The 22,810-nt window shown below is 38.2% G+C and carries 18 protein-coding genes, 1 tRNA gene and 1 other annotated feature (1 of these 20 running past the window's edge); of the genes, 14 read left to right on the top strand and 5 right to left on the bottom strand.

What is annotated here, in order from left to right; all coding sequences use genetic code 11:
* The first annotated feature begins 55 nt into the window (after positions 1–55).
* Positions 56–1,294: a serine hydroxymethyltransferase gene (gene glyA, locus H3T55_RS00165; protein WP_087639799.1), complete on the top strand. Its 1,239-nt coding sequence runs from the start codon at positions 56–58 to the stop codon at positions 1,292–1,294.
* Between the two features lie 79 nt (positions 1,295–1,373).
* On the top strand, positions 1,374–2,003 hold the full coding sequence (upp, locus tag H3T55_RS00160; protein WP_087639800.1) for a uracil phosphoribosyltransferase: 630 nt from the start codon (positions 1,374–1,376) through the stop codon (positions 2,001–2,003).
* Positions 2,004–2,098: 95 nt separating this feature from the next.
* Here the strand turns inward: upp and H3T55_RS00155 are convergent, their stop codons facing one another.
* A complete protein-coding gene (locus H3T55_RS00155) occupies positions 2,099–2,335 on the bottom strand; it encodes a hypothetical protein (RefSeq protein ID WP_087639801.1) in 237 nt (78 codons plus the stop codon).
* 135 nt (positions 2,336–2,470) lie between these two features.
* On the opposite strand from H3T55_RS00155, the gene H3T55_RS00150 reads away from it, so the two are divergent.
* A tRNA-Thr gene (locus H3T55_RS00150) sits at positions 2,471–2,543 on the top strand.
* 173 nt (positions 2,544–2,716) lie between these two features.
* Here the strand turns inward: H3T55_RS00150 and H3T55_RS00145 are convergent.
* On the bottom strand, positions 2,717–4,030 hold the full coding sequence (locus tag H3T55_RS00145) for a DUF4041 domain-containing protein (protein WP_225533198.1): 1,314 nt from the start codon (positions 4,028–4,030) through the stop codon (positions 2,717–2,719).
* Between the two features lie 471 nt (positions 4,031–4,501).
* On the bottom strand, positions 4,502–6,511 hold the full coding sequence (locus tag H3T55_RS00140) for an Ig-like domain-containing protein (protein WP_225533199.1): 2,010 nt from the start codon (positions 6,509–6,511) through the stop codon (positions 4,502–4,504).
* A gap of 306 nt (positions 6,512–6,817) precedes the next feature.
* Here H3T55_RS00140 and H3T55_RS00135 point away from each other — a divergent pair, with 306 nt between their 5' ends.
* A complete protein-coding gene (locus tag H3T55_RS00135) occupies positions 6,818–7,759 on the top strand; it encodes an FAD:protein FMN transferase (protein ID WP_412523556.1) in 942 nt (313 codons plus the stop codon).
* Between the two features lie 124 nt (positions 7,760–7,883).
* On the opposite strand, the gene H3T55_RS00130 is transcribed toward H3T55_RS00135, so the two are convergent.
* A complete protein-coding gene (locus H3T55_RS00130; RefSeq protein WP_225533200.1) occupies positions 7,884–8,819 on the bottom strand; it encodes a LysR family transcriptional regulator in 936 nt (311 codons plus the stop codon).
* Between the two features lie 252 nt (positions 8,820–9,071).
* On the opposite strand from H3T55_RS00130, the gene H3T55_RS00125 reads away from it, so the two are divergent.
* The 5 genes from H3T55_RS00125 (at position 9,072) to H3T55_RS00105 (ending at position 16,089) form a co-directional block, all read left to right on the top strand.
* Positions 9,072–9,698, top strand: coding sequence for an NADPH-dependent FMN reductase (locus H3T55_RS00125; protein WP_225533201.1), 627 nt, complete (start codon positions 9,072–9,074; stop codon positions 9,696–9,698).
* The gene (locus H3T55_RS00120; RefSeq protein WP_225533202.1) at positions 9,695–12,121 is read left to right on the top strand and encodes a flavocytochrome c; all 2,427 of its coding nucleotides are present in this window, start codon (positions 9,695–9,697) and stop codon (positions 12,119–12,121) included. Before H3T55_RS00125 ends, H3T55_RS00120 begins: the two co-directional genes overlap by 4 nt.
* Before the next feature lie 27 nt (positions 12,122–12,148).
* Complete coding sequence (locus H3T55_RS00115; protein ID WP_225533203.1) at positions 12,149–13,378, top strand: OFA family MFS transporter; 1,230 nt, start codon at positions 12,149–12,151, stop codon at positions 13,376–13,378.
* Positions 13,379–13,549: 171 nt separating this feature from the next.
* A complete protein-coding gene (locus tag H3T55_RS00110) occupies positions 13,550–14,698 on the top strand; it encodes a 2-methylaconitate cis-trans isomerase PrpF family protein (RefSeq protein WP_225533204.1) in 1,149 nt (382 codons plus the stop codon).
* A gap of 23 nt (positions 14,699–14,721) precedes the next feature.
* Entirely contained in the window at positions 14,722–16,089 is a 1,368-nt protein-coding gene (locus H3T55_RS00105) for a CitMHS family transporter (RefSeq protein ID WP_225533205.1), read from the top strand.
* Here the strand turns inward: H3T55_RS00105 and H3T55_RS00100 are convergent.
* Positions 16,081–16,998: a LysR family transcriptional regulator gene (locus tag H3T55_RS00100; protein WP_225533206.1), complete on the bottom strand. Its 918-nt coding sequence runs from the start codon at positions 16,996–16,998 to the stop codon at positions 16,081–16,083. The genes H3T55_RS00105 and H3T55_RS00100 overlap by 9 nt on opposite strands.
* A gap of 85 nt (positions 16,999–17,083) precedes the next feature.
* Between H3T55_RS00100 and acnA the strand changes: the two genes are divergently transcribed.
* The 5 genes from acnA to H3T55_RS00075 all read left to right on the top strand — a co-directional run bounded on the left by acnA (position 17,084) and on the right by H3T55_RS00075 (position 22,749).
* A complete protein-coding gene (gene acnA / locus H3T55_RS00095) occupies positions 17,084–19,756 on the top strand; it encodes an aconitate hydratase AcnA (protein WP_225533207.1) in 2,673 nt (890 codons plus the stop codon).
* Between the two features lie 22 nt (positions 19,757–19,778).
* Positions 19,779–20,483 (top strand): GntR family transcriptional regulator, encoded by a 705-nt coding sequence (locus H3T55_RS00090; protein WP_225533208.1) that lies wholly within the window; start codon positions 19,779–19,781, stop codon positions 20,481–20,483.
* Positions 20,484–20,860: 377 nt separating this feature from the next.
* Positions 20,861–22,045, top strand: coding sequence for an FtsW/RodA/SpoVE family cell cycle protein (locus H3T55_RS00085; RefSeq protein WP_087639812.1), 1,185 nt, complete (start codon positions 20,861–20,863; stop codon positions 22,043–22,045).
* An 18-nt stretch (positions 22,046–22,063) separates the two neighbouring features.
* The gene (locus H3T55_RS00080) at positions 22,064–22,420 is read left to right on the top strand and encodes an arsenate reductase family protein (RefSeq protein ID WP_225533209.1); all 357 of its coding nucleotides are present in this window, start codon (positions 22,064–22,066) and stop codon (positions 22,418–22,420) included.
* Positions 22,417–22,749 carry a glycine cleavage system protein H gene (locus H3T55_RS00075; RefSeq protein WP_318652959.1) on the top strand — a complete coding sequence of 111 codons (333 nt, stop codon included), beginning with the start codon at positions 22,417–22,419 and terminating at the stop codon, positions 22,747–22,749. Before H3T55_RS00080 ends, H3T55_RS00075 begins: the two co-directional genes overlap by 4 nt.
* A gap of 55 nt (positions 22,750–22,804) precedes the next feature.
* Positions 22,805–22,810, top strand: a binding site (T-box leader) (it continues 240 nt past the right edge of the window).

The following is a 22,810-nucleotide window of genomic DNA, read 5'->3' as shown; positions in this document are numbered from 1 at the left end:
AGAGCATTTAAGTATGATACAATCGAGACATCTGAATGAAATGGAGGCTTGTTTAATGGATTATAAAACATTTGATCCTGATTTATGGGAGGCAATCGCGAAAGAAAATGACCGTCAAGAAAACAATTTGGAGCTGATCGCATCTGAGAATGTTGTTTCAAAAGGAGTAATGGCGGCACAAGGAAGTATTTTAACGAACAAATATGCTGAAGGTTATCCGGGCAAACGATATTATGGCGGCTGTGAGTTTATCGATATCGTTGAAGATTTAGCGATCGATCGTGCAAAAGAGCTGTTTGGTGCTAAGTTTGCGAATGTACAGCCGCACTCAGGCTCACAAGCGAATACAGCAGCTTATCTTTCATTGATCGAGCCAGGGGACACGGTGTTGGGCATGGATTTGTCTGCGGGAGGACATTTAACACATGGATCACCAGTGAATTTCAGTGGAAAAACCTATAACTTTGTTAGTTATGGTGTGGATCCGACCACAGAAGTGATCGATTATAATGTCGTACGAATTTTAGCACGTGAACATCAACCAAAATTGATCGTTGCTGGTGCAAGTGCCTATTCTAGAATCATCGATTTTGCTAAATTCCGCGAAATCGCAGATGAAGTTGGAGCAAAATTAATGGTGGATATGGCTCATATTGCCGGCTTAGTTGCAGCAGGCCTTCATCCAAATCCAGTACCTTATGCAGATATCACGACTTCAACAACACATAAAACATTACGCGGTCCTCGCGGCGGGTTGATTTTGACCAACGATGAAGACTTAGCTAAAAAAATCAATAGCAATATATTCCCTGGGATTCAGGGCGGACCATTAGAACATGTCATCGCTGGTAAAGCAGTTGCCTTTAAAGAAGCGCTGGATATCAGCTTTAAAGAATACAGTGAACAAGTGATCGAGAATGCCAAAGCAATGACAAAAGTTTTCAATCAAGCACCAGAAGCTCGTTTAGTGAGCGGTTCGACAGATAATCATTTATTATTGATCGACGTCTCTGGTTTTGGTTTGAACGGAAAAGAAGCGGAAGCGATTTTGGATAGTGTGAACATCACTGCAAACAAAAACTCGATTCCATTTGAGCAACTTAGCCCATTCAAAACAAGCGGGATCCGAATCGGTACTCCTGCAATCACAACTCGCGGCTTCAAAGAAGATGATTGTGTAGAAGTGGCTAAATTGATCGTAAAAGTCTTAAAAGATCATGAAAATGAAGTGACACTATCAGAAGTTCGTGCATCTGTGAGTGAGCTGACAAAAAAATATCCACTTTATAAGTAAAAGATTCGAGTGATTGACTAGTCAATCGCTCGATTTTGTTTTACAATAGGAAGGAATAAATTATTGAAGGAGAATGAACATGGGAAAATTCCAAGTAATCGATCATCCGCTGATCCAACACAAATTAACAATCATTAGAGATAAGGATTGTGGAACAAAGGTTTTTCGTGAAGTCGTGAATGAGATTGCGATGTTGATGGCCTATGAAGTATCAAGAGATATGCCGTTAGAAGATGTCGTTATTGAGACACCTATCTGTAAATCAACACAAAAAACATTAACTGGTAAAAAGGTAGCGATCGTACCGATTTTACGTGCAGGTATTGGAATGGTAGATGGTATTTTGGAATTGATTCCAGCAGCTAAAGTTGGACATATCGGTTTGTACCGCGACCACGATACATTAGAACCTGTGGAGTATTTCGTAAAAATGCCGGAAGATATCGATGTTCGTCAATTATTCGTTGTTGATCCGATGTTAGCGACAGGTGGTTCAGCGATCATGGCAATCGATGCATTGAAAAAACGCGGCGGCAGCAACATCAAATTCGTCTGCTTAGTTGCAGCGCCGGAAGGGGTCAAAGCGTTACAAGAAGCTCATCCAGATATTGATATCTACACAGCTGCTTTAGACGAAAAATTAGATGAAAATGGCTACATCGTTCCAGGCTTGGGCGATGCCGGTGACCGTTTATTCGGAACTAAATAATAAAATAAACCATAGCAGATTCGTTTTATTTACAACATCTGTTATGGTTTTTTTTATGAAAAAAAATCCATCCAAGATTGTTTGGATGGAAGTAGTTAGACTTTTTGTAATTTTTTGTAATTGATGACGATGACTCCGTTGCTTTTGACCATCAAGTCAGTGTTATCAGAGTTTTCATCAATTTCTACAACAGCGGAATTACTAAGTTGCTTAGTGATGATTCCAGTTTGTTGTTGGCCATGCATCAAGAAAGTGACTTGAGTATCAACAGTGAATAATTCCCCTTCAGAAGAAGGCACGACAGGGCGATTAAAGTTACCGAAATTAGACATTTATAAAAAACTTCCTTTCTTAACTACTTCTATTATACCACATTTGAAGAAAAAATTCACAAGTCTGATTTTTGAAGAAAATACATCCAAAGACTTTACAAAAAAACAGATTCGTTTTATAATTTTGTTTGTGTCGCCAGCTTAGCTCAGTTGGTAGAGCAATGCACTCGTAACGCATAGGTCACAGGTTCGATCCCTGCAGCTGGCACTAATTAAAAGACGGATAAATCGATGCTGTAAAGCTCTGGTTTATCCGTCTTTTTTTATATATAGAATGTACCTAACTTATTTTTCTTCGCTTTTACTATTTTTAGTAGGATCCTTGAAGGATAAGTAAAAAAAGTTTTTATATGCTTCGCCTTCAAGAAACAAACTTAGCAATTATTTATTGAAAGCTTGAGATTGGCGATATTCTTCTGCGTCTGCTACTTTTTGGAAGTCAATAGTCAAATTTTTAAACTCAGAAAGTTTGTTTTCTATCATATCAATGGATACTTTAAAAAATTCTTTTCGACTGTTGACTTTATTTATTCTATAGTCTTGAAAATAAGCATGTAGCTCAGCTTCTAATTGATAAGCTTCGTAACTAAAAATAAGTGCATGAACATCAAATTTGAAAGGAACAGATGCACTACTAAGTTCACTGATCCGCTCTAAAGGTTCGAGTCGACGTGTTACGCCAATTTTCACTACATCTTTACCAAATGCACCTATATTGCTTATAATATAAACATAACCTGCTGAAGCATGTGCATTACGATAATCTAATTCAGATTTTTCTTTGTCTTTTTCTGATATCTGTAGTTCAAGATCCGCAATCTGTAGATTTATACTGTGTTTTTCTTCATCTAATTCGCTACTTAATATTTTAGTTTGCAGTTCTTTAATCATCTTTTCATAGTGTTGTATATCTTTGTCAATTACTTTTTTCTTGTTAAGTATTTCCTTTTGCAGAGCTTTTTCTTCACGCTCACGTTCGCGCTGTTCACGTAACTCTTCTTTTTCTTCTTGCTTCTTTTGTTCATATTCATAAGCTAAATGCAATTCTTGAATTTTAAGGTCGAGATACTGATCGCTCAGTGAAACTCTTACTGATTGATTTAGTTTATTTAATTGCTCAAATGATTTATAAATTCTTTTTTCTGCATTGGTCAAATTATTGTACTTTATTTTATTAATTGATGCTTCACATTCATTGTTAAAAGAACGTAGTATTAGTTTAATATTGTCATTAGTCATTTTACGTCCTTTAGCTTTGCTCCCGTCAACTGTCCAATCTTCAAAATAATGTACTGCAGTTTTTTCTTTTATCATTATTTTTTGTAATTGTCTTACAGTTTCTAATCGTTCTTTATAGCCAATAGAACTCGCGAAATCATATCTAGGCTTATATAGTCCAAAACTTTCCATTTCAATATATTCAGAACTACTTATTAGTTCTTTTTCAATATTAGCAATTTGAATTTTTTTCTCATTTATGTATTGTTCTAGTTTTAATTGTTCAGTGTTTAATTCTTGAATTCTGTTTTCTAATAGCTTTAGTGTAGATTTTTTGTTTAGTATATTTTCTTGTAATTCAAGAGTACTCATTTGTTCGAAAGACATTTTTTCATTTTTTAACGATTCAAGTTGCTTATTTAAATTTTCATTTTCCTGTCTAATTGAATTTATCTTTAGAAAATCCAGAATACCCATAGCACAACCTCCACGATTTCAAATTTGAATTTATATTTTATAGATTCGTAATAATAGCTAAAAAGATAATGATGATACTTAATATGAAATATTCCATTGAATAAATTATAACATATCGTTTGACATAAAGAATTTAAATTTTAACTTTAAGGTGTTCATTTTCATTGGTGTGTTGATACTATAGCGACAGAAATTCGAATATTATCATCGTAAAGTTGTATTTTCCTCGTAATAATCTTACACATACTATCTAAACTTTTCTACTTGAATATTAAAAAAATTATTTTAAACTATCGTTAATATATATTTTGTTAGACATTAATGGACCACTGTAATTAAGTTATCTTAAAGATAAGCAACTTTACTAAAGTGATCCACCTGTACGTATTTAAAAAATTACGAAATGATTCTTTTTATCTGTAAAATTAAAAGATTTCATTCCATTTTCCAGTTAAATAAAAATATGGAAATTTATTCTCCAACTCCACCTATAAACACAAAGTACATTGAATGAGCCCCTAAATCATTTGTCGGTAAAAGATAGACACCCACTGAAAATTCATTGAGCTCTTCTGCAAGAAGGGCAGCATTATCTGTTGGATCATTCTTCCAAAAATCAAGGATCTCTTTCGCCATATCTTCGGCATGTCCTGAGGCAACAGGCTTACCTACATCAGTCATGTTTCCAATAGCTTGGACTGTTGGGTTATGTTTCGCCATATCGATCCCAGTTTCCTGAATCACCGTCTTAAACGATCTGCCATCTGGACGAAGGGGAGTAAACGACGTTGATAACTCTCTTGCTCGATTTCTGTTGCCTAATTGATAAAGAGCATCATGAGTCATTTCAGCTTTTCCGTTCTCTAATCGATATTGATTGATCAAGTAGGCTAGAACCAGTTCGATATTTTGTTCACCCGCAGTTTTCAAAGTCATCTGATAGGTGAAAGTGATGCTTTGGTCGGCACTCATATTCGTAATTGTTTGAGACGTATCCCCTTTGAGTGTACATTCATCAAATTCAGGGGCAATAGCAGTATACGTTTCGCCTTCTGGAATTTCAATGATCTCAGGTAATCGAATCATGGTATTGTTATTGTAAACATAATTGATCGTAAGCGTATGCATAACTACTTCGTTTTTCTTATAGATAAATGTTGCTTGCTGATCATTTTCTGTAAAAGTTATTGTTTGGGAACTTGGCTCTTGCGCCGTATAACCTTTGATCGATGGTGCATTATATGTTTTGGTTGTGCCGACTGCTTGTGTGTCGCTAGTTGTAGATTGAAGAACGTTGTTATCTGTATCTTTGTAATTAAATGTGAGTGTTGATTTTGCGCTCACCGTTACGGTTTGACTTTTTTTGATCCCGTTGTGAGACGTTGCTGTGATCGTTGTAGAACCTACCCCAACAGCTGTGATGTTGCCTAGCTGATCGATCGTCGCGATAGCAGGGTTACTGCTGCTGTATGTGATAGACTTATCTGTCGCATTTCTAGGGTAGACAAAAGCAGGTGCGGTTGTTTTTTCACCAACGATCAAGTTTGCTTTCGTGACGCTCATGTCGATTTCAGTAACAGGAATCGTTTCTTTTTCAACAAGTTTGATCTCAATGGCTTCTAACTTTTTCTTTTGTCCAATACTGCCGGCTAGTTCAGCATTTTTCTTCCAACCTTGCCAGCCATAATCTTGTCCGTGGACTCGATAGTAGACATCATGTGTTTGCTTTAAATTCCCGGTTAATTCAATCTTAATGGCTTCTACGCGCTTTTTTTGTCCGGAAGTACCGCCAAGGGCACCATCGCTTTTCCAAGTCTGCCAACCATAGTCCTGTCCGTGGACTTGATAGCTGATACCACCATCACCAGTTGTATTGATTTTTAATGCTTCCACACGTTTATTTTTTCCAGTTGTACCAGCAGTGATACCATCACCCACTTGACTTTGCCAACCGTAGTCTTGACCATGAGCAGAGTAGTAAACCTGTGGAGTCTTAGCAACTAGACGAATTTCTATTGCTTCTACCTTTTTCTTTTTGCCCGTTGTGCCAGCAAGCTCGCCATTTCGTTTCCATTCCTGCCAGCCATAATCTTGTCCATGAACTCGATAATAAATATCATATTTATTTTTAAGATTACCAGTTAATTGAATTTTAAGAGCTTCGACTCTTTTTCCAGTACCTGTACTTCCACCTAGCTCGCCATCTTTTTTCCAGCTTTGCCAGCCATAGTCTTGTCCATGTAATTGGTATGTGATGCCGCCGTCACCAGTAACATTGAGTTTCATAGCTTCCAACCGCTTGTTTTTACCAGTTGAGCCAGCCATAGTTCCGTTAGATACTTGTTTTTGCCAACCATAGTCCTGTCCATGGACAGTATAAGTTACGTTGTCAATAGGTGTAGCGCTTACAGTATCGATTGAGCAGACTGTACTGACGATCATCACAAAACCAAAGAAAATCCCTAACATCTTCTTTTTCATAATTTCCTCCTTTTTTATACGAAACGATAGAACAACATATTTACAATATTAATATATCATGAGAAAAGACGCTGGGAAAGTCATTTTTAATAAAAAAAATCCTGTTTTTTGATTATTTTCCTGAAGTTTATTTAATAAGAGATATACTAAACATATAATTTTTATGAAATTGATAGATATAAGTATTTATTGCTCTACTTTTATGTAAAGAGTATACTTTTACTAGTTAAAAAGGTGAAGTCTAAAATGAAGTTGTTTTCACTATTTTGCTATTTAGTGAGTTGACCATAAGAAGAGAGGGATTGGGTGAGGGAAGAGAAATGTACGATCCATTTAATGGGCACTGTGATCCAAATATGGGTACAGCATGAAAATCCTGAGGTGCTCTTAAAAGAGGCACAGAAAAGATTGATGGATTATGAAAAACGGTTTAGCGCAAATGATTCAAGTTCTAATTTAATGAAGATCAATCAGCAAGCAGGGATTGCTCCAGTAAGAACAGATTTAGACTTATTTGAGCTGATAAAAATCGGAAAACAACACAGCTTAGCAGAAAATAGCTTTTTAAATATTGCTATTGGTCCAATGGTTCAGGAATGGCGGATCGGTTTTTCCAATGCTGCTCATCCATCGGATAAAAGAATTGAGGCATTACTCTCTTTGATCGATCCCAAAAATATCGAATTGAATGAAGCTGAAACAACTGTCTTTCTTAAAAATTCCGGTATGGCGATCGACCTTGGTGCTCTAGCTAAAGGCTATTTTGCGGATCAAATCATTCATCATTTTAAAAATGAAGGGGCAAAAGCAGCTTTTATTGATCTAGGAGGCAATGTTCTGACATTTGGAGAATCACCTCATCATGAGGATGGATATTGGCGAATTGGGCTTCAAAATCCATTTTTACCGCGAGGAAATCATGCGGCAGTGCTCAAAATCAAAGATCAGTCAGTCGTGACTTCAGGAATTTATGAACGGAAATTTGAATGGCAAGGAAAAAATTATCATCATATCTTTAGCAGTGAGACAGGCTATCCCATTGAAACGGATCTTGCTAGTTTAACGATCGTTTCAAAGCTATCACTGGATGGCGAAATTTGGACAACGCGTTTATATGGAAAAAGAGCAGCAGAAGTGATTGCTTTTCTTTCGCGGCAAAAAGAAATAGAAGGCTTAGTCATCACGACGGATGGCCGTATGGCACATACACAAGGATTAACTGGAGTACTCGAACACGTAATATCTTAGAGGATGGATCGTTGATCTGTCATTCAAAAGACCAGATCATCACTCGTTAAGTATATTGACAATCAAATGTTAAAGCTTTCGTTTTAGCATTTAACTGTCAATATCTAGTTATGTTCTGGTCTTTTTATTTTGTCTTTAAATCGATAGCTAACTGATCTAAAAAGCAATCGACTAGTTCTTTTTCGATCGGACGCATCGTTTTATCAGCGGAATGAGCGATGAAATAGTCTAGTGACAAGAGTTCTAAAGGCATAGAATAAATGTTATAAGGGCCATCTAATTTAGAAATACGAACACTTTCAGGAATGAAAGTCAAACCCACACTTTGTTTAGCTAGCTCTAAAATAGTAAAAATATTATTGCTTTCTAAGAGAATCGCCGGCTTGATTTTGAATTTTTGTAATAAATAATCTATTTGACGTCTGATTGCTGAGCCGCGTGTCGTTAAAATCAGCGGTTCTTGGAGTAATTGTTTGATCGAAAGTGTATTTGGTTTAAGTACGGTCTGATTTTTTTGATATAGCTTCGATGTTTTAGGAATGACTGCATAATACCCGTGTGGTCCTTTACTATAAACAGTAAGCTTTGGTGAAATCGACTCTGGATTTTGCCCTATAAAAAAATCAAGCTCCTTAGCAATAATTTTTTCTTCAGTTTGTTCGGGTACAGACTCGATGATCTGAATGCTGATTTCAGGATGCTTTTTTAAGAAGTCGGGGAGAAACAAAGGCAATAGATAGGTCCCTAAACTGGATAAAACCCCAATTCGAATAACGGTCTGTTCTTGTGGAGCATAAGCTGAAATTTTTTTTCGAAAGCGGTCCTGCTCTGTTTCTAGCGATTGCAAATAGTGATAATAAACTTTTCCGGCTTCGGTCAACTGTAACGGTGAAGCTTGTCGATTAATAATATCGATCTCTAATTCTAGTTCGACCTTTTTGATCGTTTGCGTAAGATAAGGCTGAGAAATATACAGATCTTTGGCTGCTTTTGTATAGTTTCCATGTTTTAAGAGCATATCGAGATACTGCAGCATGTTCGATGAATAAATAGAGGTCATTTTTTACTCCTAGATCTTTTTCTTTTTATTATAACAAAATACTTATAGTTTGATAATTAAATAAATATTTCACAAATGTTTTTTTCTGATTTACACTGCTTATAGAAACAGAAATACACATAAAAACAGTTTACTTACGGAATTCTCTTGGTTTTATACCGATTTTTATTTCATTTTGAAATGACTGACTTTTACTATTTATTTTTTTGAGTTTTTATGTGCAATGTTTCACAATAAGGAAGAAGGTATATTATGAAATTTATTGGGATCGTAGGAACAAATTCCGCTCAATCAACAAACCGTAAATTACTACAATTTATGCGTAATCATTTTTCAGAAACTGCTGAGATCGAAATTTGTGAAATCGGTGATTTTCCAGCGTTTAATGAACCAAAGGATAAGGTTGCTCCAGAAGGAATTAGAGTATTATCAGAAAAAATCAACGAGGCAGATGGGGTGATCATCAGTACGCCAGAATATGATCATTCGATTCCTGCTGTATTAAAAAGTTTGATCGAATGGCTTTCGTATACAACAAGACCCTTGATCGATAAACCTGTGATGGTGGTCGGTGCCTCACATGGGTCACTCGGTTCTTCAAGAGCTCAAGCTCATTTACGTCAAATTTTAGATGCACCAGAGCTGAAAGCTAGAATCATGCCTGGTTCAGAGTTCTTACTAGGACATTCTCTACAAGCTTTTGATGAAAATGGAGAGTTGATTTATTCAGAAAAAGTGAAAGAATTAGACGAATGTTTTGAAGAATTTTGTTTATTCGTCTCAATTACCAATCAACTTGTCAAAGATCATCGCTTTAAAACGGAACAAAATAGAAAATTTACATGGGAACAACTTGCTGATGGGGGAGAAAAAGCATGAAATTTATCGGGATCGTAGGGACAAATGCACAAGAATCATATAATCGTCTACTTTTACAGTTTATGCAGAAGCATTTCAGTAATAAAGCAGAGATTGAAATTTTAGAATTGACAAACGTGCCAATGTTTAATGAGACAAATGACCAATCAAATAGTGAGATCATTCAGGAATTCAACCGTAAAATTACCGAAGCAGATGGTGTCATCATTGCTACTCCAGAACATAACCATTCCATTCCTTCAGCCCTTAAAAGCATCCTTGAGTGGTTATCTTTCAATCTTCATCCATTTGACGGGAAGCCGGTGATGATCGTTGGAGCATCGTATGACGTGCAAGGTTCTTCTCGCGCACAGCTTCATTTACGTCAAATTTTAGATGCTCCAGGAGTCAATGCGACTGTCATGCCTGGCTCTGAATTCTTGCTGGGGCGTGCGCATCAAGCGTTTGATGTGGAAGGAAATATCAAAGAGGAGCGTACGATCGATTTCTTGGAAAGCTGTTTCTGGCGTTTTATGCGCTTTACAGAAATTGCTAATTTATTGAATGTTCCAGAAGATGTGACTTTTGAACCAGGAGACTATACGGTTACTGCGCCGGGACATAATGGTGATCTGCCGATGGTCGTTACGTTGACGACTGATCGAATCGAGTCGATCGATATTGATACGACTGGAGAATCAGAAGGCATTGCAGATGTCGTGTTTACAAGGATTCCGACACAGATTTTGGAAGGACAGACATTGAATGTCGATGTACTTTCTGGTGCTTCTGTAACGAGTAATGGTGTGATCGATGGTGTGGCAAAAGCGGTCAAAATGGCTGGAGCAAACCCAGATGTTCTTAGAAAACGTCCAAAGGCACCAAGTACTGTAGCAGAAGATGCTGAATATACAACTGATGTAGTGGTCGTGGGTGCTGGTGGAGCTGGATTAGCTGCAGCAGCAAGTGTTCTTCAGGAAGGAAAGAAAGTCATCGTTGTCGAAAAATTTCCAGCAGTTGGTGGAAATACCGTTCGTACAGGTGGTCCGATGAATGCTGCTGATCCAGAATGGCAAAATACATTTGAGGCGATTTCAGGAGAAAGCCATACGCTGAGAGAAATGGCTGAGATCGATGAAGAGTCGATCGATCCAGAATATATAGAAGATTTCCGATTACTGAAACAACAAATCGACGCCTATCTAAATGAAAATAAAGGAAAAACAGGTTATTTATTCGATTCTGCAATTTTCCATCGGATGCAGACCTATCTTGGAGGAAAACGAACAGACCAAGAAGGAAATGTGATCTATGGCCAGTATGATCTAGTAAAAATCCTTACAGATCAAGCCCTTGATTCCGTTAAATGGTTAGAAGAGATCGGTGTTGAATTTGATGCAGAGGATGTGACTATGCCAGTTGGTGCATTGTGGCGCCGTGGACATAAGCCGTTGAAAAACGAAGGCTATGCATTTGTTTCAGCCCTTCAATCGTTTGTTGAAACGAATGGTGGAACAATTATTACAGATACAGCTGTAGATGAACTGATTATTGAGAATGGTAAGATTACTGGAATCATTGGTTCAGGAGCTGGCGGTCAAAGCGTAACAGTTCATGCCGATGCTGTTGTGCTGGCTTCTGGAGGATTTGGGGCAAACACGAAAATGCTGAAAGAGTACAATACTTACTGGACCGAAATCGATGATGACATCAAAACATCCAATTCCCCAGCCATTACAGGAGATGGTATTCTTTTAGGCCAAAGTGCTGGTGCAGATCTTGTTGGAATGGGTTTTTCTCAGATGATGCCAGTCTCTGATCCGGAAACCGGAGCTTTGTTTAGTGGATTGCAGGTACCGCCGCAAAACTTTGTAATGGTCAATCAAAAAGGAAAACGTTTTGTGAACGAATATGGCAGCCGAGATGCCTTGACTCAAGCAGCGATCGACAATGGCGGACTGTTTTACTTGATCGCAGATGATGAAATCAAAAAGACTGCATACAACACGACACAAGAAAAAATCGATCGTCAGGTAGAGGCAGGAACCTTGTTCTGTTCTGACACATTAGAAGGATTAGCTGAACAACTTGGCATGGACCCTGCTGTATTTGTAGAAACTATTGATAACTATAATCGTTATGTCGATCAAGGAAACGATCCAGAATTTGGAAAAGATGTATTTGATCTAAAAGTAGCAGTTGCGCCATTTTATGCTACACCAAGAAAACCAGCAGTGCATCATACGATGGGCGGGCTAAAAATCGACACTGAAACACATGTTTTAGATAAATCAGGAAAGATCATTCCGGGACTTTATGCTGCTGGAGAAGTAGCGGGAGGAATTCACGCAGGCAACCGATTGGGCGGAAATTCATTGACAGATATCTTTACATTTGGCCGAATTGCAGGAAAAACAGCATTAAAAGATACACAGACAGACTAACCTAATGAGAGATATGGAGGAGTAAAAATGAATGCTAAAGTAAATCGATGGCAAGTGCTGATTGCTTCCACAGCTGTATTATTATGTACAGGTGCAGTCTATGCATTTAGTGTTTTTGCAGGTCCGTTAAGCGTTGAAAAAGGCTGGACGATGACTGAGATCATGCTTGCTTTTACGATAAATGCAGCGATAGGTCCGATTCCTATGATTTTTGGCGGATTTCTTACAGATAAAGGATTAGCCAAGTGGGCGATCGTTATTGGCGGCGTATTATTTGGATTAGGTTTCTTATTGACTGGTTTTGTGACAAGTACAGGAATGCTGTATTTGACTTACGGACTTATTGGCGGCTTTGGTCAAGGCTTAGCCTATTCTGGTTGTCTTAGTAATACGATCAAGCTATTTCCGGATAAAAAAGGTTTAGCTTCAGGGATTATTACGGCGGGAATGGGTGGAGTAGCGATCATAGCTGCTCCGATAGGTAACTATTTTATCGAAAACAACGATGTATTTTATGCATTTCGATCATTAGGGATTGCCTATATCATCGTTATCGTGATCGCCAGTTTTTTCATTAAGACGGCTCCCGCAAATTATGTACCTGAAGGCTTTACACCATCTGAAATGATGCGTGGTGGGAAAATGATCAATAAAAATTGGAAACAAATGCTGCGCTCTCCTTATTTTTATTTGATTTTCTTTATGTTATGCACTGGAGCGTTTTCTGGTTTAATGATCGCTTCAAATGCTTCTGTGATCGGGCAGCAGATGTTTGGCTTGAGTGCAGGAACTGCCGCCTTTTATGTAAGCTTATATTCATTGAGCAATTGTGCTGGCCGCGTTTTGTGGGGAACTGTCTCTGATAAATTAGGTCGAAATAAGACATTGAATATTATTTTAAGTGTGATCATTGCGGCGTTGATCGTATTGACTGTCTTATCGAGTCAGCTAGGATTTGCTATTGGAATTATTGCATTAGGATTATGTTTTGGCGGTGTGATGGGTGTTTTTCCGCCGATTGTTATGGAAAATTATGGTCCCGTCAATCAAGGAGTCAATTACGGTATAGTATTTATTGGTTACTCTACAGCTGCTTTTTTTGCACCGAGAGTAGCAGTTAGTATGGCTTCAGCTAGCGGCGGTAGCTTTACCAATGCGTTTTATGTTGCAATTGTTGTTGCTTGTATCGGACTAGTTTTGAACATTTGCTATAGTCAAATGAAAAAAGCTAAAGCAAAAGAGATAGTAGAAGCGTAAATAGATGATTTATTGTAAATAACGACAGGCAGGTTTCTTAATTAAATGAAACTTGCCTGTTTTTTGATCGCTGATCTATCGGTAACTGATAATAAGTATCACTGATGGTTATTATCAAAAACATTGATTGTACTTCGGATTCTTTCAAACATATAATGATGTCAGATAGGAGTGATAGTATTGAAAAAAATCGATTGTAGTATTTATAGAGGAGGGACGAGTAAAGGTGTCTTTTTATTTGAAAAGGACTTAGCTGAATTTGGTGAAAACTATGATGATGTTCTTCTTAAGATAATGGGCAGTCCGGATGTAAGACAAATTGATGGCTTAGGTGGAGCTGTTTCTACTACAAGTAAGGTTGCCATCATCTCACCTGAAGAAAAAGAAGCGTGGGATGTAAATTATACATTCGCTCAAGTAGCGATCGATAAGCCGATCGTCTCTTACGCTGGGAATTGCGGAAATATTTCTTCAGCTGTTGGTGTATTCGCAATTGAAAGCGGTTTAGTAAAAACGACTGATCCGATAACGACCGTTAAAGTATATAACACGAATACAAAGAAAGTGATCTATGAGCATATTCCTACGCCCGACGGAAAATTAAGTTATGAAGGCGACTTCAAAATATCTGGAGTACCTGGGAGCGGATTAAAAATCGAGTTGGAATTTATTGATCCTGCTGGTTCAATGACTGGAAAACTATTACCAACGGGCAATGTAGTAGATACATTAACGATCGAAGGATTAGGTGAAATAGAGGTATCGATCATTGATGCAGCAAATCCTCTCGTTTTTGTAGAAGCAGATCGGGTTGGTTTGACTGGAAAAGAAAGCGCTTCGGAAATAGATAGTAGTGACGACCGATTAGCTTTACTGGAAAAAATCAGAGGAGCAGCAGCAGAAAAACTAGGGTTCGTCAAAGCGGCAGATCAAAGCGCAAAAGAATCGCCGGGAGTACCTAAACTGACTTTAGTGGGTAAAGCTGGAACCTACACAACTGTCAGTGGTGAAACGATTCCATCAGATAGCTACGACTTAGCTGTTCGAATGATGAGTATGCAAAAAGCGCACAAAACGATTGCTTTGACAGGCGCACTTTGTACTGCAGCAGCTTGTGTGATAGCTGGTACGATTCCAAATCTGCTTCTTAAAAAAGAGAATCAGTCGAACCATCAAACGAAATTATGCTTTGGTCATGGCGATGGCTTGATCGAAACTACTATCGATTATGAAGAACCAAAAGAAGGTGACGCAATCATTCGTTCTATATCATCTTATAGAACAGCAAGAAAGATTTTAACGGGTACGGTATTTTTTTAGATTAAAAAGGAGATGAAAAGAGTATGTTGGCTTTATTGGGATATTTGATGATTATTGTATTTATGGCACTATTACTTTCGAAAAAAATCTCCCCTTTTGCAGGGCTGATTCTTGTACCATTGGCATTCGGGTTTATTGCAGCGGGATATACAGGGCAATCATTCTTAAATGTATTTGAGTGGATATATGAAGGGTTATATTATCAACTTGCCGGAGGCAAAGTGAAATCAGGTGTCGCACCGACGATCACTTTATTGTTATTTGCTATTTTATACTTCTCGATCATGTTAGATGTTGGTCTTTTTGATCCGTTAAGTAAAGTCTTGATCAAGTGGGCAAAAGGAGATCCTCTTAGACTTTGTGTAGCTACAGCAGTTATTTCGATGATCGTTTCTTTAGACGGTGACGGAACAACAACTGTATTGATCGTTACTGCAGCAGTTTTATCTCTATTCAAAAAAATGAAGATGCGGCAGCTCTACTTGGCAGTATTGATTGCCATACCTAATTCGATCATGAATTTAGTGCCGTGGAGTGGACCGATGGCTAGGGCCATGCCGGTGCTGAATATTGGGCCTAAAGAATTTTTCTTACCTTTGATTCCTGGAATGATCGGAGCGATGTTCCTTACAGCGTATATGGCTTATAGTTACGGAAAAAAAGAGCGTGTAAGATTAGGCTATACGGCAGAGAAAAGTATTGTCACGGATGAAGATTTAACGGCTATCATGTCTTCTCTAGATGAAGATCCAGAGAGCTTGAAACGGCCCAAACTATTACTGTTCAACTTTATTTTGACGATTTTCATCATGGCGTTACTGATATTGGATACTGTCAACGGTGGAATACTCTTCTTAGTTGGAACGAGTATCGCATTGATCGTTAACTACAAAAATCCTGTGCTTCAAGCGCAAAGATTGACGGCAAATGGTTCAGAAGCTTTAGGACCTGTGAGTTTAGTTTTTGGTGCAGGTGTTATTATGGGTGTGCTGAATGGTAGTGGAATGAGTGAAGGAATTGCGCAGCATATCGTTTCCTTACTGCCTGAAAGTATGGGCGGCTATATTCCTCTTTTACTGGCGTTGATTTCTTTACCGGGGCTGTTTTTCTTACCGAATGATGCGTTTTACTTTGGTATTTTGCCTGTGATCGCACCGATTGCGTACACATTTGGCGCGAGTCCAGTAAATATTGGGGTAGCTTCACTGATCGGGCAAGCTGTGCGTTTTGCCAGTCCTTTAGTGGCGTTCCTTTACGTATTAGTTGATCGTACAGAAGTCAGCTTTGGAGATTACCAAAAAGAATACTTAAAATGGGGAATCCCCAGCTACTTCATTCAATTAGCGATCGCGATCTTGACCGGGGCTATTCCTTTGCCATTTTTAAATTAATGTTTTACAAAGGTCAATAAATTCACGTGTATAGGGTGGGAGTATCCGATTTTTACGATAACCGATCAGCACTTCTGTAGAAAATAAATGTTCATCTGGCTGGCTGATCGAAAAGAAATAGGGGCGTTCTTTTAGATTCAGGTGTTCTACATGGTTTTCGTAAACGAAGGATACTCCATATCCAGCAACTGTTAGATTGAGCGCTGTTTCGATATTTTTTGTGTAAAATACATTCTTGGGTTTGATTTGATAATAGCGGAAAATTTTTTCGGCCATTTGACCTGTCCTTTGGTTGGGAAAATGCAAAATAAACCGCTCATCTTTAAGCTGTCGTAAATCAAAATAGGGATATTTGGGTTGAGATTTTTCTGGAAGAAGATCTGCTGTAAGAAATGATCTTGGAACAGCCAGCAATATTTTTTCTCTACGGACGATTTCGTAGTCCATATTTAAGAAACGGTCAGGTTTATTCATGATAATAATATCTGCACGCCCATCTTGTATTTTCTTCTCAAGAACAACAGAAGCATCCTCACTCAATTCAATTTGAACATTTGGGTAAAGCGTATTGAATTTAGGCAATATTTCAGGCAGCAAATAGGAACTGCGTAATAAAGGAATCGCTAATCGGATTTTACCATAGCGTTGTTCCAACATTGTTTCCAGCTTACTTTGGAAATTATCTTTGATTTCAAGGATGCTTAATCCGGCTGCTAGATATTCTTCACCTAATAGGGTCAAAGAAAATTTTTTACCGATGACCTGAAACACTTGAAAACCTAGACGCTCTTCCATATTTTTTAAATACATGCTTAAAGAAGGCTGCGTAATGTACAGAGATTCAGCTGCTTTGGTCAAATTTTCAAATTCTAAAATTGCACGAATATACTCAAAATCTTTTATTTCCATGAAATAGATACCCCTTTCATCTGTTTCTTTACTATCAATCATAAAGTATTTTCATATTAAAACAACATTTTTTGGAGGTCACTCGATGAAAAGAACAATAATAATTCAAAACAAGGAGTACACTTTTTTTAGTTTAAAGGCATTGGCTGAAAAAACGGGGGCCGATATTTCCCGTCTGCCATATTCCATCAGAATTTTACTGGAAAATATTTTACGTCAGGAAACAGCGGAAGGTGATAAAGTCGTTCATCAATTAGTGGATTGGAACTTACCGAATAGTCAAAAAACCGAAATTCCTTTTAAACCAGGTCGAGTTATTTTACAAGATTTGACTGGAGGAGCTGCGATCGTAGACTTAGCTTCTTTGAGAAAAGCGGTGAAGGATTTTGGCCAGGATCCCAATATCATCAATCCAGAAATTCCTGTTGATTTAGTGATCGATCATTCAGTTCAAGTTGATTTTGCAGGTTCAAAAACAGCATTTCAGAAAAATGAAGAGCTGGAATTTGCGCGAAATATGGAACGCTATAGTTTCTTTAAATGGGCAGAGCAATCCTTTGATTCGTTTAGAGTGGTTCCACCGGCAACCGGGATCGTTCACCAAGTCAATTTAGAATATCTGGTGGATGTCGTAACGGAAAGAGACACTAAAAACGAAAACCTTCTTTTCCCAGATACTTTAGTGGGGACAGATTCACATACAACAATGATCAATGCACTCGGTGTTCTAGGCTGGGGAGTTGGCGGCATCGAAGCAGAGGCAGGAATGTTAGGACAGCCATGCTACTTAACGACACCTGATGTTATTGGTGTTCGTTTAACTGGGTCACTTAAAAATGGCGCGACTGCTACAGATTTAGCTTTGACGCTTACGCAGCTATTACGAGAAAAAAATGTTGTTGGAAAATTTATTGAATACTTTGGTGAAGGTCTCGCTCATTTGACTGTATCGGATCGTTCTGTTGTAGCAAATATGGCACCTGAATATGGAGCAACTTGCGGATTTTTCCCGATCGATCAAGAAACACTCAACTATTTAGATTTCAGCGGAAGAGATCCTGAACAACGAGCGATCATTGAAGCCTATGTAAAAGAAAATCAGCTATTTTATGACGCTGCGAAAGAAGCAGACTATACAGAAATCATCGAATTGAACCTAAGCGACATCGAACCAAGCTTAGCAGGGCCCAAACGTCCGCAAGATTTAGTGCCGCTATCAAAAGTCAAACAAGGATTCATCGATTCGCTTACGAAGCCTAATGGGAACAGCGGGTATGGTTTAGCAGCAGGAGAAGAAAAGAAACAAGCAACGATCAACTATGAAGATGGTACACAAGAGACGATCGAAACAGGAGCAGTCGTTATTGCTTCGATCACAAGTTGTACAAATACAAGTAATCCGTTCATCATGCTTAGTGCAGGACTACTTGCAAAAAAAGCAGTTGAAAAAGGGTTATCAGTGAAACGATACGTGAAGACATCATTGTCGCCTGGTTCAAAAGTAGCAACACGTTACTTTGAAGATGCTGGATTACTTCCGTACTTAGAAAAACTAGGGTTTGATGTGATTGGTTATGGCTGTATGACCTGTGTTGGAAACTCTGGACCACTGGATGAAACGATCAGCCAAGTGATCCAAGATGAAAATTTACTTGTTTCAGCTGTCCTCAGCGGCAATCGTAATTTTGAAGGACGTATCCATGCCGATGTAAAAGCAGGCTATCTAGCAGCACCGCACTTAGTGATTGCCTATGCTCTAGCCGGAAATGTCAATGTTGATCTGACAACAGAACCATTAGGCTTTGATTCAGAAGGTGCGCCAGTCTATCTAAAAGACATCATGCCGAGCAATGAAGAAGTGGAACAGTTGATCAATCGTTATGTCAAAACAGACCTATACAAAGAAGAATATGGTTCTGTGTTCAACTCAAATCAACACTGGAACAATATTGAAACAACACCATCGATGACCTATGAATGGGATGAAAAATCGACTTATATTGCCAATCCGCCTTATTTTGAAGCTCTGGAATCTCAAGCTCAGCCGATTCAAGCTTTAAAAAATCAACGAGTATTGGCTAAATTGGGCGATTCGATCACGACGGATCACCTTTCTCCAGTGGGCTCGATTCCGTTACAGTCACCTGCGGGTAAATATTTGACAGAACACGGTGTGCGACCTCAAGCTTTTAACTCTTACGGCAGTCGACGCGGCAATCACGAAGTGATGGTACGCGGAACACTGAATAACATTCGATTACGTAATGAATTAGCCGATGGGAAAGAAGGCGGATATACAAAACATTTTCCAACTGGAGAGATCTTGACGATATTTGATGCAAGTGAAAAATATCTTAAAGAGGATGTTGGTTTGCTTATCTTAGCTGGAGAAGACTATGGCATGGGTTCTTCTAGAGATTGGGCAGCGAAAGGTGTTCGGCTGCTTGGTGTGAATACAGTGATCGCTAAAAGTTTTGAACGAATCCATCGTTCGAATCTATTGATGATGGGCGTTTTACCACTTCAATTTATTGAGGGACAGGATGCAGATAGTTTAGGATTGACTGGCGAGGAAAGCTTTGACTTCATTATCGATGACTCGATCAAACCAAATGACATCATTAGTGTTAGCGCGACAAGCCCAAATGGCGATGTGACTGGATTTAAAGTACGTGCAAGATTTGAGTCAGAAACAGAGATCGATTATTACCGAAATCAAGGGATTCTACCAATGGTACTAAGAAACAAACTAAGCTAAAAAACAAATAGGAGCAAACTAAATGACACATATGATAGATGTAGCTGAAATTGTTGCAGAAAACTTAGACTTCAGTAGCACAAAATCATTGAAAACAGTGGTGTATTCAGCATTGAAAAAAACGATCTTAAATGGAGAGATTCCAGCAGGGACGAGGATCAATGAATTATTTCTTTGCAACAAAGTGAGTATCAGTAGAACACCCTTACGTTCCGCCCTGCAACGTCTTCATGATGAAAACCTCTTAGAATATGTGCCGGGGAGCGGGATGATCGTCAAAGGAATCACGAGCAAAGATGCGTATGAAATTTTCACCATTAGAAAATCGTTGGATCGATTAGCAACGATCACTGCAATGCACGAAATGAATGATCGTGATTTTGAAGAGTTCGAACAAATCGTGTCGCTCATGCAAAAGCAGGGAGAAAACGGTGAGGAGTTGGCTTCAATATTCACTGAATTCAACGAATTTATTTACTCTAAGAGTCAGTTGTTTCGACTTAGAGATACAAGGGAAAACATCCAGAACTATTTAAGTTATTTTAGAGAGCTATCTGTGCATTCGAATGATCGAAGAGCGAATGCGATCGAAGACCATGTGAAACTTTACTATTATATGAAAACAAAAAATGAGAAACAGGTAGAGCTTCTTTTGGACGAACATTTGGAAAATGCGCTGGACGGCATCTTAAGTGAGATGGATAGAAAGGTGCTGCAGGCAATCTAAGATTTTGTCTAATTAAATATTTGTAAAAATGAGAGAGTGTGGGACAGAAGTGTTCAACTCTGAGAAATAAGCTGGAATTCACGAAAATTGTTTTACAAATTTTTGTGGATTTCAGCTTATTTTTGAAGCTTTCAACTTGTGATGCTTTAGCATGTAGAATTAATTTTACTAGCTTCATTTTGTTCCTTGAACAATAGTGAAATTGTATCCCTGAACTGATAGGATCGAAGCATAGTGTAGTAGTTACTTCTGTTTCGCATGCTCTTTTTTAAAGCTGATTCTCTAAAGTTTTTCCAAAATCCTCAAGTCTACACTTTCTTTTCTATCCATAGAAAGTTATAATAAAAAGCGTATGATTCAAGGAAAAGGGATGACGAATGAATAAAAATAAATTACTAAATAACTTAGATAATCGAATCGACTACGGAGTGATCTTACCTGTTTTTCTTCTGTCGATCATAGGAATACTTTCATTATATGTAGCATTGAGCAATGATCCGTTACGGCCTGAGATAGGGAATATGTTGATGAAACAAGGACTATGGTACCTTGTTGGCGGCATCAGTATCGTTGTGGTGATGCATTTTAACTCGAAGTTACTTTGGCGATTGACACCGATTTTTTACGCCATTGGTCTTGTGATGATGGGTCTATTGCTCAAGTTTTATGATCCTTATTTAGAGTCTCAAACAGGGTCTAAAAACTGGATTTCTTTTGGTGGTACAACATTTCAGCCATCTGAATTGATGAAAATTGCTTTTATTTTGATGCTAGCTTATATTGTCACAATGCATAATGTGAAGAACGTTGATCGGACATTGAAATCTGATTTTTGGTTGATCGGTAAGATGCTGTTGGTGACGCTGCCTGTTCTGATTTTGATTTTACTACAAGATGACTTTGGAACGATGTTGGTTTTCTTAGCCATTTTCAGTGGCGTTTTCTTGATGTCAGGGATTTCTTGGAAAATTATTTTACCGACGTTTTTAGTAGCTATCTTGATTGGGGCTGGAACGATTTACCTTGTGACAACGACAGCAGGGCGTGAGTTTCTTTATTCGGTTGGATTTAAGTCTTATCAGTTTGAACGGATCGACTTATGGATGAAGCCGTTTCATCATGATCCAAATCGTTCGCAGCAACCAGCGCTTGCGTTGACTGCTATTGGTTCAGGCGGATTATTTGGTAAAGGTTTCAATAATAGCGATGTGTATGTGCCGGTCAGAGAATCAGATATGATTTTCACGGTTGTGGGAGAAAACTTTGGTTTCATTGGCGGATGTTTTATTATTTTGCTATACTTTATCTTGATTTACCGCATGATCAAAGTTTGTTTTGAGACGAATAATGAATTTTATGCCTATATTGCGACAGGGATCATCATGATGATCTTATTCCACGTATTTGAAAATATCGGTGCAAACATTGGACTTCTGCCATTGACAGGGATTCCGTTGCCATTTATTAGTCAGGGTGGTTCATCTATTTTAGGAAATATGCTGGGCGTAGGTTTGATCATGTCCATGAAATATCAAAAAGAAGCAGTGATCGAAGAATATTAAACGAAAGAGGGCGTTAGAATGTATACATTTTTCTGGTATCCAAAGTGTTCAACATGTAAAAAAGCAAAGGCTTGGTTAGATGAAAAAAAGGTCAACTATGAAACGATCGATATGATCGAAAATCCGCCAACAGCGAAACAGTTAGCAAGTTGGATGGAGCAAAGTGATCTGCCTGTTCGTCGTTTCTTCAATACAAGCGGTGTTCGTTATAGAGAACAAGGCTTGAAAGACAAAGTCAATGACTTTTCGATCAAAGAAGCCAGCGAGCTTTTAGCGACAGACGGTATGTTGATCAAACGTCCGATTTTTGTTAAAGGAGATCAATTTTTAGCGAACGGATTTAAAGAATCTGATTACGAAGGAGCTATTCAATAATGGCTGAAGAAGTAAAAATCATTGATAACTTATGGGTCTTGAAAACCGCTGAAGGATACAAGGTAGGCCTGACAAATGAAGCGCAAGAAGAATTAGGCAATATCACTTTTGCAACATTACCAAAAGTGGGTCAAGAATTAAAAAAAGGTGATTCCTTGATTGAAGTGGAAGCAGAAAAAGCAGTGAGTGAATTTAGTTCACCGGTAACTGGAACGGTTGCTTCTATCAATGAAGCTGCTGAAAATGAGCCAAGTGTCCTTGATGACCCTAATCAAACGAATGCATGGATCGCTGTTTTAACTAACGTTAACGAAGAAGAGCTAGTATAAGCATAAAAATGTTTGACAAGTGTTTTGGTTGTTGCTATAATTTCATCAATATAAATTGAAA

Origin of the sequence: Enterococcus sp. S22(2020) (genome assembly GCF_020295385.1) — a bacterium.
Taxonomy (GTDB): Bacteria; Bacillota; Bacilli; order Lactobacillales; family Enterococcaceae; genus Enterococcus_L; species Enterococcus_L dunnyi.
The sequence above is the reverse complement of the archived record's forward strand: the minus strand, read 5'-3'. Positions and strand labels throughout refer to the sequence as shown.

What these genes read in the sequence shown, in the direction of transcription:
- H3T55_RS00100 (WP_225533206.1), bottom strand. Translation starts at nt 16,998, where the DNA reads ATGGAAATAAAAGATTTTGAGTATATTCGTGCAATTTTAGAATTTGAA.
- H3T55_RS00125 (WP_225533201.1), top strand. Translation starts at nt 9,072, where the DNA reads ATGAAATTTATTGGGATCGTAGGAACAAATTCCGCTCAATCAACAAAC.
- H3T55_RS00120 (WP_225533202.1), top strand. Translation starts at nt 9,695, where the DNA reads ATGAAATTTATCGGGATCGTAGGGACAAATGCACAAGAATCATATAAT.
- H3T55_RS00155 (WP_087639801.1), bottom strand. Translation starts at nt 2,335, where the DNA reads ATGTCTAATTTCGGTAACTTTAATCGCCCTGTCGTGCCTTCTTCTGAA.
- H3T55_RS00085 (WP_087639812.1), top strand. Translation starts at nt 20,861, where the DNA reads ATGAATAAAAATAAATTACTAAATAACTTAGATAATCGAATCGACTAC.
- H3T55_RS00115 (WP_225533203.1), top strand. Translation starts at nt 12,149, where the DNA reads ATGAATGCTAAAGTAAATCGATGGCAAGTGCTGATTGCTTCCACAGCT.
- glyA (WP_087639799.1), top strand. Translation starts at nt 56, where the DNA reads ATGGATTATAAAACATTTGATCCTGATTTATGGGAGGCAATCGCGAAA.
- H3T55_RS00090 (WP_225533208.1), top strand. Translation starts at nt 19,779, where the DNA reads ATGACACATATGATAGATGTAGCTGAAATTGTTGCAGAAAACTTAGAC.
- H3T55_RS00080 (WP_225533209.1), top strand. Translation starts at nt 22,064, where the DNA reads ATGTATACATTTTTCTGGTATCCAAAGTGTTCAACATGTAAAAAAGCA.
- H3T55_RS00145 (WP_225533198.1), bottom strand. Translation starts at nt 4,030, where the DNA reads ATGGGTATTCTGGATTTTCTAAAGATAAATTCAATTAGACAGGAAAAT.
- H3T55_RS00140 (WP_225533199.1), bottom strand. Translation starts at nt 6,511, where the DNA reads ATGAAAAAGAAGATGTTAGGGATTTTCTTTGGTTTTGTGATGATCGTC.
- H3T55_RS00105 (WP_225533205.1), top strand. Translation starts at nt 14,722, where the DNA reads ATGTTGGCTTTATTGGGATATTTGATGATTATTGTATTTATGGCACTA.
- upp (WP_087639800.1), top strand. Translation starts at nt 1,374, where the DNA reads ATGGGAAAATTCCAAGTAATCGATCATCCGCTGATCCAACACAAATTA.
- H3T55_RS00130 (WP_225533200.1), bottom strand. Translation starts at nt 8,819, where the DNA reads ATGACCTCTATTTATTCATCGAACATGCTGCAGTATCTCGATATGCTC.
- acnA (WP_225533207.1), top strand. Translation starts at nt 17,084, where the DNA reads ATGAAAAGAACAATAATAATTCAAAACAAGGAGTACACTTTTTTTAGT.